Origin of the sequence: Pseudomonas sp. PS01299 (genome assembly GCF_029960145.1) — a bacterium.
Classification (GTDB): Bacteria; Pseudomonadota; Gammaproteobacteria; order Pseudomonadales; family Pseudomonadaceae; genus Aquipseudomonas; species Aquipseudomonas putida_A.
The window spans coordinates 1-6,536 of sequence record NZ_JASCPO010000284.1 but is presented as its reverse complement, the minus strand read 5'-3'; the positions used below and the strand labels follow the sequence as shown (position 1 = coordinate 6,536).

The window sequence follows — 6,536 nt, the reverse complement described above, 5'->3', positions numbered from 1 at the left end:
GCTTGCTCCCGCTGGGTTGCGAAGCGACCCCAACACATTTACGGCCGCTGCGCGCCCGAGCGGGAGCAAGCTCCCTCGCCACAAAAGCGCTTAAACTTTTGCAGGCACCGCGCTCGTATGCCAGATCAGCACCTTGCTCACCCGGTTGTCCTCGGTCTCGAGAATCTCCAGCCGATAACGCCCGATCTTCAGACACACCGCGCTGTCCGGAATGGTCTCCAGCGCTTCGGTCACCAGACCGTTGAGGGTTTTCGGGCCGTCGCTCGGCAAATGCCAGCCCAGGCATTTGTTCAACTCGCGGATCGACGCAGTGCCGTCGATCACCATGCGCCCGTCGGGCTGCGGATGGATGTGCGGGTTGTCGAGGCTGTGCTCGCTTTCGAATTCGCCGACGATTTCTTCGAGAATGTCTTCCAGAGTGACGATGCCCAGCACTTCGCCGTACTCGTCCACCACCATGCCCAAGCGGCGCTGCTGCTTGTGGAAGTTCAGCAGTTGCAGTTGCAGCGGGGTGCTTTCCGGAACGAAGTACGGCTCGTAGCTGGCGGCCAGCAGCGCTTCGCGGGTCAGCTGGCCATCGTTGAGCAGATGGCGGATCTGCCGGGTGTTGAGCACCGCTTCGACCTGGTTGATGTCGCTGTGGAACACCGGCAGGCGCGTGCGCTTGTTGTGGCGCAGTTGTTCGATGATCTCTTCGATCGAGTCGTCGAGGTTGATGCCGTCGACATCGCTGCGTGGCACCAGAATGTCGTTGACCGTGATGTTGTCCAGCGCATGGATGCCTGAGACCGGGTGGGTGCGAGACGGGTGTTCCGGATCGTTATCAGGGTCGGCAGGTTCTTCGTCTTCACTTTGCTGCACCACCTGGGGTTTGCGCGCGAAGGGACGCAGCAGCAGACCGCTGATGCGGCTCAGCAGCCAGGCCAGCGGGTAAAGAATCTTCAGCGGAACGGCCAGCAGGGTATTGCCGAACGACAGCACTGCATCCGGATAGCGCTGGGCCACGCTGCGCGGAAAGTAGTCGGCAAACACCAGCAATACGGCACCCGCACCGAGGCAGGCGGCCCACGGGCCGTTCTCTTCGCAGAGGAAGATCGCCAGCAGCGTGGCAATGATTACCGCGAGGGCGCGGCACAGGGTGTTGCACAGGATCAGACTGTCGAGGGGGAAGCTCAGCTTCGCCAGCGGTTTATCGCTGGCGCGCGAGGCGGTGCGTTGCGCGAGCAAGTGCTGTTGCGCGATTTCGACGGCGGTAAACAGCCCCGACCATAAAATCAGCAGGACAAATACTGCGAGCATCGGCCCTATGGGCAAACCGTCCATTTATGCCGCCCGTCAGATGTGCAGGATGTATTCACGAACCAGTTTGCTGCCGAAATACGCCAACATCAGCAGGCAGAAACCGGCGAGGGTCCAGCGAATCGCCTTGTGGCCACGCCAGCCGAGGCGATTGCGGCCCCACAGCAGCACGCTGAACACGATCCAGGCCAGGCACGCCAGCAAGGTCTTGTGCACCAGATGCTGGGCGAACAGGTTCTCGACGAACAGCCAGCCGGAGATCAGCGACAGCGACAGCAGCGTCCAGCCGGCCCAGAGGAAGCCGAACAACAGGCTTTCCATGGTTTGCAGCGGCGGGAAGTTCTTGATCAGGCCCGACGGGTGCTTGTGCTTGAGCTGGTGATCCTGCACCAGCAGCAACAAGGCCTGGAACACCGCGATGGTGAACATGCCGTAGGCGAGGATCGACAGCAGGATGTGGGCGAGGATGCCCGGCTCTTCGTCGATGATCTGCACCGTGCCGGCCGGGGCGAACTGCGCCAGCAGCACGGTGGCCGCGCCCAGCGGGAACAGCAGCACCAGCAGGTTTTCCACCGGGATCCGCGAGCAGGCCAGCAGTGTCAGGGCGATGACGGCGGCGGCGATCAGGCTGGCGGCGCTGAAGAAGTCCAGGCCCAGGCCGATCGGCGTCAGCAGGTGCGTGAGCAGGCTGGCGCTGTGGGCGAGCACGGCGAGGACGCCGAGCGTAACCAGCAGGCGCTTGTTCGCCTTGGCGCCGGAGGCCAGGCGGGTGCCCTGATAAAGGGTCGCAGCGGCATAAAGAAGCGCGGCGGCGATGGTAGTCAGCAAACTGGGTGACAAGGGGAGCATAAATCCTGTTAGGCAGGCCCGAAAGGCGCTGAGTTTGGCATAGAACCGCCACACCACGAAAGTGCGAGGTGTCCGCCCGACGCAGTCTTCGCTATAATCCGCGACCTGCCCACGCCGCAGGCTCGCCGAGCACATGTTGAATCCGGTCTGGGCCGCCATTATCCCGGTCTACACAGGGCCTGAAAGGATCGCGCAATGTTTGAAAACTTAACCGACCGTCTCTCGCAGACGCTGCGCCATGTCACCGGCAAGGCGAAGCTGACTGAAGACAATATCAAAGACACCCTGCGCGAAGTGCGCATGGCGTTGCTCGAAGCCGACGTCGCCCTGCCGGTGGTCAAGGACTTCGTCAATTCGGTCAAGGAGCGCGCTGTCGGCACCGAGGTGTCGCGCAGCCTGACGCCGGGCCAGGCGTTCGTGAAGATCGTCCAGGCCGAACTCGAAAGCCTGATGGGCGCGGCCAACGAAGACCTGAACCTGAGCGCCGTGCCGCCAGCGGTCATTCTGATGGCTGGTCTGCAGGGTGCCGGTAAAACCACCACGGCCGGCAAACTGGCGCGCTTCCTTAAAGAGCGCAAGAAGAAGTCGGTGATGGTCGTGTCGGCGGACGTTTACCGTCCTGCGGCTATTAAACAGCTGGAAACCCTGGCCAACGACATCGGCGTGACGTTCTTCCCGTCCGACCTGAGCCAGAAGCCGGTGGACATCGCCACCGCAGCTATTAAAGAAGCCAAACTGAAATTCATCGACGTGGTCATCGTCGACACCGCCGGTCGTCTGCACATCGACGAAGAGATGATGGGCGAGATCAAGGCGCTGCACGCCGCGATCAACCCGGTCGAAACGCTGTTCGTGGTCGACGCCATGACCGGTCAGGACGCCGCCAACACGGCCAAGGCCTTCGGTGATGCGCTGCCGCTGACCGGTGTGATCCTGACCAAGGTCGACGGTGATGCCCGTGGCGGTGCCGCGTTGTCGGTTCGCGCAATCACTGGCAAGCCGATCAAGTTCATCGGTATGGGCGAGAAGAGCGAAGCGCTCGATCCGTTCCACCCTGAGCGTATTGCTTCGCGGATCCTCGGCATGGGCGACGTGCTCAGCCTGATCGAACAGGCCGAAGCGACCCTCGACAAGGACAAGGCCGATAAACTGGCCAAGAAGCTGAAGAAGGGCAAGGGCTTCGACCTCGAAGACTTCCGCGATCAGCTGCAACAAATGAAGAACATGGGCGGCCTCGGCGGACTAATGGACAAACTGCCGAGCATCGGCGGTGTCAACCTGTCGCAAATGGGCAATGCCCAGAATGCTGCAGAGAAGCAGTTCAAACAGATGGAAGCCATCATCAACTCCATGACGCCGGCCGAGCGCCGCGACCCTGAGCTGATCAGCGGTTCGCGCAAGCGCCGGATCGCCATGGGTTCCGGCACTCAGGTGCAGGACATCGGTCGCTTGATCAAGCAGCACAAGCAGATGCAGAAGATGATGAAGAAATTCACCGCCAAAGGCGGCATGGCGAAAATGATGCGCGGCATGGGCGGTATGTTGCCCGGCGGCGGCATGCCGAAAATGTGATTCAGGACACCAAGACTTCGCCGGTCGTCGCACCGGCGCAGACCCTGCAAGGACGCAGGATCAACAGCAAACCCGCACTCGGCGGGAGCTGACTGGCCGTTTTCATCGACGGCTCTATATGCAAATCCGCACGGCATGCCATAGGCGCCGGAAAAAGTCATTTGCAAAAGTCCGGATATTCCTTAGAATATGCGGCCTTTCGGGCACCCATGCCCGCTGTGCATTTAGATTTGCAGCACCGACTACAGGAACGATGTTCACATGCTAACAATCCGTCTTGCCCTTGGCGGCTCCAAAAAGCGCCCGTTTTACCACCTGACCGTAACCGACTCGCGTAACCCGCGTGACGGCTCCCACAAAGAACAGGTTGGCTTCTTCAACCCTGTTGCCCGTGGTCAGGAAATCCGTCTGTCCGTGAACCAAGAGCGCGTAGCCTACTGGCTGAGCGTTGGTGCACAGCCATCTGAGCGTGTTGCTCAGTTGCTGAAGGAATCTGCCAAGGCTGCAGCCTGAGCAGTATGAGCGCGACGCCAGAAAAAGCTGATGACCTGATCGTTGTCGGCAAGATTTTTTCGGTTCACGGCGTTCGCGGCGAGGTGAAGGTCTTTTCCTTTACCGATCCGATTGAAAACCTGTTGGACTACCGCAACTGGACGCTTCGGCGCGAAGGCGTGGTGAAACAGGTCGAGCTGGTCAGCGGCCGATCCACTCAAAAGGATCTGGTTGCCAAGCTCAAAGGCCTCGACGATCGCGATGAAGCCCGTCTTCTGAGCGGTTATGAGATTTGCATCTCGCGAAGCCTTTTGCCCAACCTGACAGGCGACGAGTACTACTGGTACCAGTTGCAGGGTCTGAGCGTCATCAACCAGGACGAGCAATTGTTCGGCAAGGTTGATCACCTGTTGGAGACCGGCGCGAACGATGTATTGGTGGTCAAGCCCTGCGCGGGCAGCCTGGATGATCGCGAGCGGTTGTTGCCCTATACGGAGCAATGCGTGCTGGCAATCGACCTGGATGCAGGCGTGATGCGGGTGGAATGGGACGCGGACTTCTAAGCAATGGCCAGCCTGCGCGTAGACGTCATTACGCTGTTCCCCGAGATGTTCTCGGCCATCAGTGAGTACGGCATTACCAGTCGTGCGGTCAAACAGGGGCTGTTGCAGCTGACCTGTTGGAATCCGCGGGATTACACGACGGATCGGCATCACACTGTGGACGATCGCCCGTTTGGCGGTGGTCCGGGCATGGTGATGAAGATCAAGCCCCTGGAAGATGCTCTGGTTCAGGCCAAGGCAGCAGCCGGGGAGGCGGCGAAGGTGATTTACCTGTCCCCCCAAGGCCGTCAACTGACTCAGTCGGCGGTACGCGAGTTGGCAAAATCGGATGCATTGATCCTGATTGCCGGCCGCTATGAAGGCATTGACGAGCGCTTTATTGAGGCTCATGTCGATGAAGAGTGGTCGATTGGTGACTATGTACTGTCTGGCGGCGAGCTGCCGGCCATGGTCATGATCGATGCGGTTACACGACTGCTGCCCGGAGCTTTAGGGCATGCGGATTCCGCTGAGGAAGATTCCTTTACGGATGGTCTGCTGGATTGCCCGCACTACACCCGACCTGAGGTGTATGCGGATCAGCGTGTTCCCGACGTGTTGCTAAGTGGCAATCACGCGCATATCCGGCGTTGGCGTTTACAGCAGTCCCTTGGTAGGACCTATGAACGACGCGCCGATCTTCTGGAAAGCCGCTCGCTTTCTGGAGAAGAGAAGAAGCTGCTCGAGGAATACATCCGCGAGCGGGACGATAGTTAACAACGTATCGATGGTAGATCAGTTGATTTACCTTAGGAGCACAGCATGACCAACAAAATCATCCTTGCACTCGAAGCAGAGCAGATGACCAAAGAAATCCCTACCTTTGCCCCAGGCGACACCATTGTCGTTCAGGTGAAAGTGAAGGAAGGCGATCGTTCCCGTCTGCAAGCGTTCGAAGGCGTTGTCATCGCCAAGCGTAACCGCGGCGTGAACAGTGCGTTCACCGTTCGTAAAATCTCCAACGGTGTTGGCGTAGAACGTACTTTCCAGACCTACTCCCCGCAGATCGACAGCATGGCTGTTAAACGTCGCGGTGACGTACGTAAAGCCAAGCTGTACTACCTGCGCGACCTGTCGGGTAAAGCAGCTCGCATCAAGGAAAAACTGGCTTAAGTCCAGCTTCCGATGCAGAAAAAAGCAGCCTACGGGCTGCTTTTTTGTTGCCTGCAATTTATCCACAGCATTTTTGTTTCAGGCCAGAACCATGACCACCCGTGACCAGGAAATCGAACGCCGCACCGAACTCTCGGTGACCCGCGTGACCAAAGCCGTCTTCCCGCCGACCACCAACCACCACAACACCCTGTTCGGCGGCACCGCGCTGGCGTGGATGGATGAAGTGTCGTTCATCACCGCTACGCGTTTCTGCCGTTTGCCGCTGGTGACCGTGTCCACCGACCGCATCGACTTCAATCACGCGATCCCGGCCGGCTCCATCGTCGAACTGGTGGGCAGGGTGATCAAAGTGGGTAACACCAGCCTCAAGGTCGAGGTGGAAGTATTTGTTGAGAGCATGAGTTGCGATGGCCGCGAGAAGGCGATCCATGGGCAATTCAGCTTTGTGGCCATCGACGATGACAAGCGGCCGGTGCCGGTGCTGCCCGGATTTCCTGCCTGATCCGGAACCGAGTCGCGGCCTTCGCGAGCAAGCCCGCTCCCACAGGTTTTGTGTCGTCTACAACGTTTATGTACGACACGGACACTGTGGGAGCGGGCTTGCTC

Annotated in this window: 8 protein-coding genes; 6 read left to right on the top strand and 2 right to left on the bottom strand. The window is 59.5% G+C overall.

The window, feature by feature from the left end; translation table 11 throughout:
* Window positions 1–90: 90 nt before the first annotated feature.
* Both QMX91_RS27825 and ccsA read right to left on the bottom strand, forming a co-directional pair.
* Entirely contained in the window at window positions 91–1,323 is a 1,233-nt protein-coding gene (locus QMX91_RS27825; RefSeq protein ID WP_134785508.1) for a transporter associated domain-containing protein, read from the bottom strand.
* Between the two features lie 12 nt (window positions 1,324–1,335).
* Window positions 1,336–2,148, bottom strand: a complete 813-nt coding sequence (ccsA, locus tag QMX91_RS27820; protein WP_282413690.1) for a cytochrome c biogenesis protein CcsA — start codon at window positions 2,146–2,148, stop codon at window positions 1,336–1,338.
* A gap of 195 nt (window positions 2,149–2,343) precedes the next feature.
* On the opposite strand from ccsA, the gene ffh reads away from it, so the two are divergent.
* The 6 genes from ffh to QMX91_RS27790 all read left to right on the top strand — a co-directional run bounded on the left by ffh (window position 2,344) and on the right by QMX91_RS27790 (window position 6,432).
* Entirely contained in the window at window positions 2,344–3,720 is a 1,377-nt protein-coding gene (gene ffh, locus QMX91_RS27815) for a signal recognition particle protein (RefSeq protein ID WP_008081630.1), read from the top strand.
* 261 nt (window positions 3,721–3,981) lie between these two features.
* On the top strand, window positions 3,982–4,233 hold the full coding sequence (gene rpsP, locus QMX91_RS27810) for a 30S ribosomal protein S16 (protein WP_003185073.1): 252 nt from the start codon (window positions 3,982–3,984) through the stop codon (window positions 4,231–4,233).
* A gap of 5 nt (window positions 4,234–4,238) precedes the next feature.
* A complete protein-coding gene (rimM, locus tag QMX91_RS27805; protein ID WP_003221979.1) occupies window positions 4,239–4,775 on the top strand; it encodes a ribosome maturation factor RimM in 537 nt (178 codons plus the stop codon).
* Window positions 4,776–4,778: 3 nt separating this feature from the next.
* Window positions 4,779–5,531: a tRNA (guanosine(37)-N1)-methyltransferase TrmD gene (gene trmD / locus QMX91_RS27800; protein WP_003221981.1), complete on the top strand. Its 753-nt coding sequence runs from the start codon at window positions 4,779–4,781 to the stop codon at window positions 5,529–5,531.
* Window positions 5,532–5,576: 45 nt separating this feature from the next.
* A complete protein-coding gene (gene rplS, locus QMX91_RS27795) occupies window positions 5,577–5,927 on the top strand; it encodes a 50S ribosomal protein L19 (RefSeq protein WP_003175895.1) in 351 nt (116 codons plus the stop codon).
* Window positions 5,928–6,018: 91 nt separating this feature from the next.
* Window positions 6,019–6,432 (top strand): acyl-CoA thioesterase, encoded by a 414-nt coding sequence (locus QMX91_RS27790; RefSeq protein WP_098967381.1) that lies wholly within the window; start codon window positions 6,019–6,021, stop codon window positions 6,430–6,432.
* Window positions 6,433–6,536: the final 104 nt, after the last annotated feature.

Excerpts from the sequence above, each read along its gene's own strand:
- QMX91_RS27825 (WP_134785508.1), bottom strand. The coding sequence starts at position 1,323 with ATGGACGGTTTGCCCATAGGGCCGATGCTCGCAGTATTTGTCCTGCTG.
- ccsA (WP_282413690.1), bottom strand. The coding sequence starts at position 2,148 with ATGCTCCCCTTGTCACCCAGTTTGCTGACTACCATCGCCGCCGCGCTT.
- ffh (WP_008081630.1), top strand. The coding sequence starts at position 2,344 with ATGTTTGAAAACTTAACCGACCGTCTCTCGCAGACGCTGCGCCATGTC.
- rpsP (WP_003185073.1), top strand. The coding sequence starts at position 3,982 with ATGCTAACAATCCGTCTTGCCCTTGGCGGCTCCAAAAAGCGCCCGTTT.
- rimM (WP_003221979.1), top strand. The coding sequence starts at position 4,239 with ATGAGCGCGACGCCAGAAAAAGCTGATGACCTGATCGTTGTCGGCAAG.
- trmD (WP_003221981.1), top strand. The coding sequence starts at position 4,779 with ATGGCCAGCCTGCGCGTAGACGTCATTACGCTGTTCCCCGAGATGTTC.
- rplS (WP_003175895.1), top strand. The coding sequence starts at position 5,577 with ATGACCAACAAAATCATCCTTGCACTCGAAGCAGAGCAGATGACCAAA.
- QMX91_RS27790 (WP_098967381.1), top strand. The coding sequence starts at position 6,019 with ATGACCACCCGTGACCAGGAAATCGAACGCCGCACCGAACTCTCGGTG.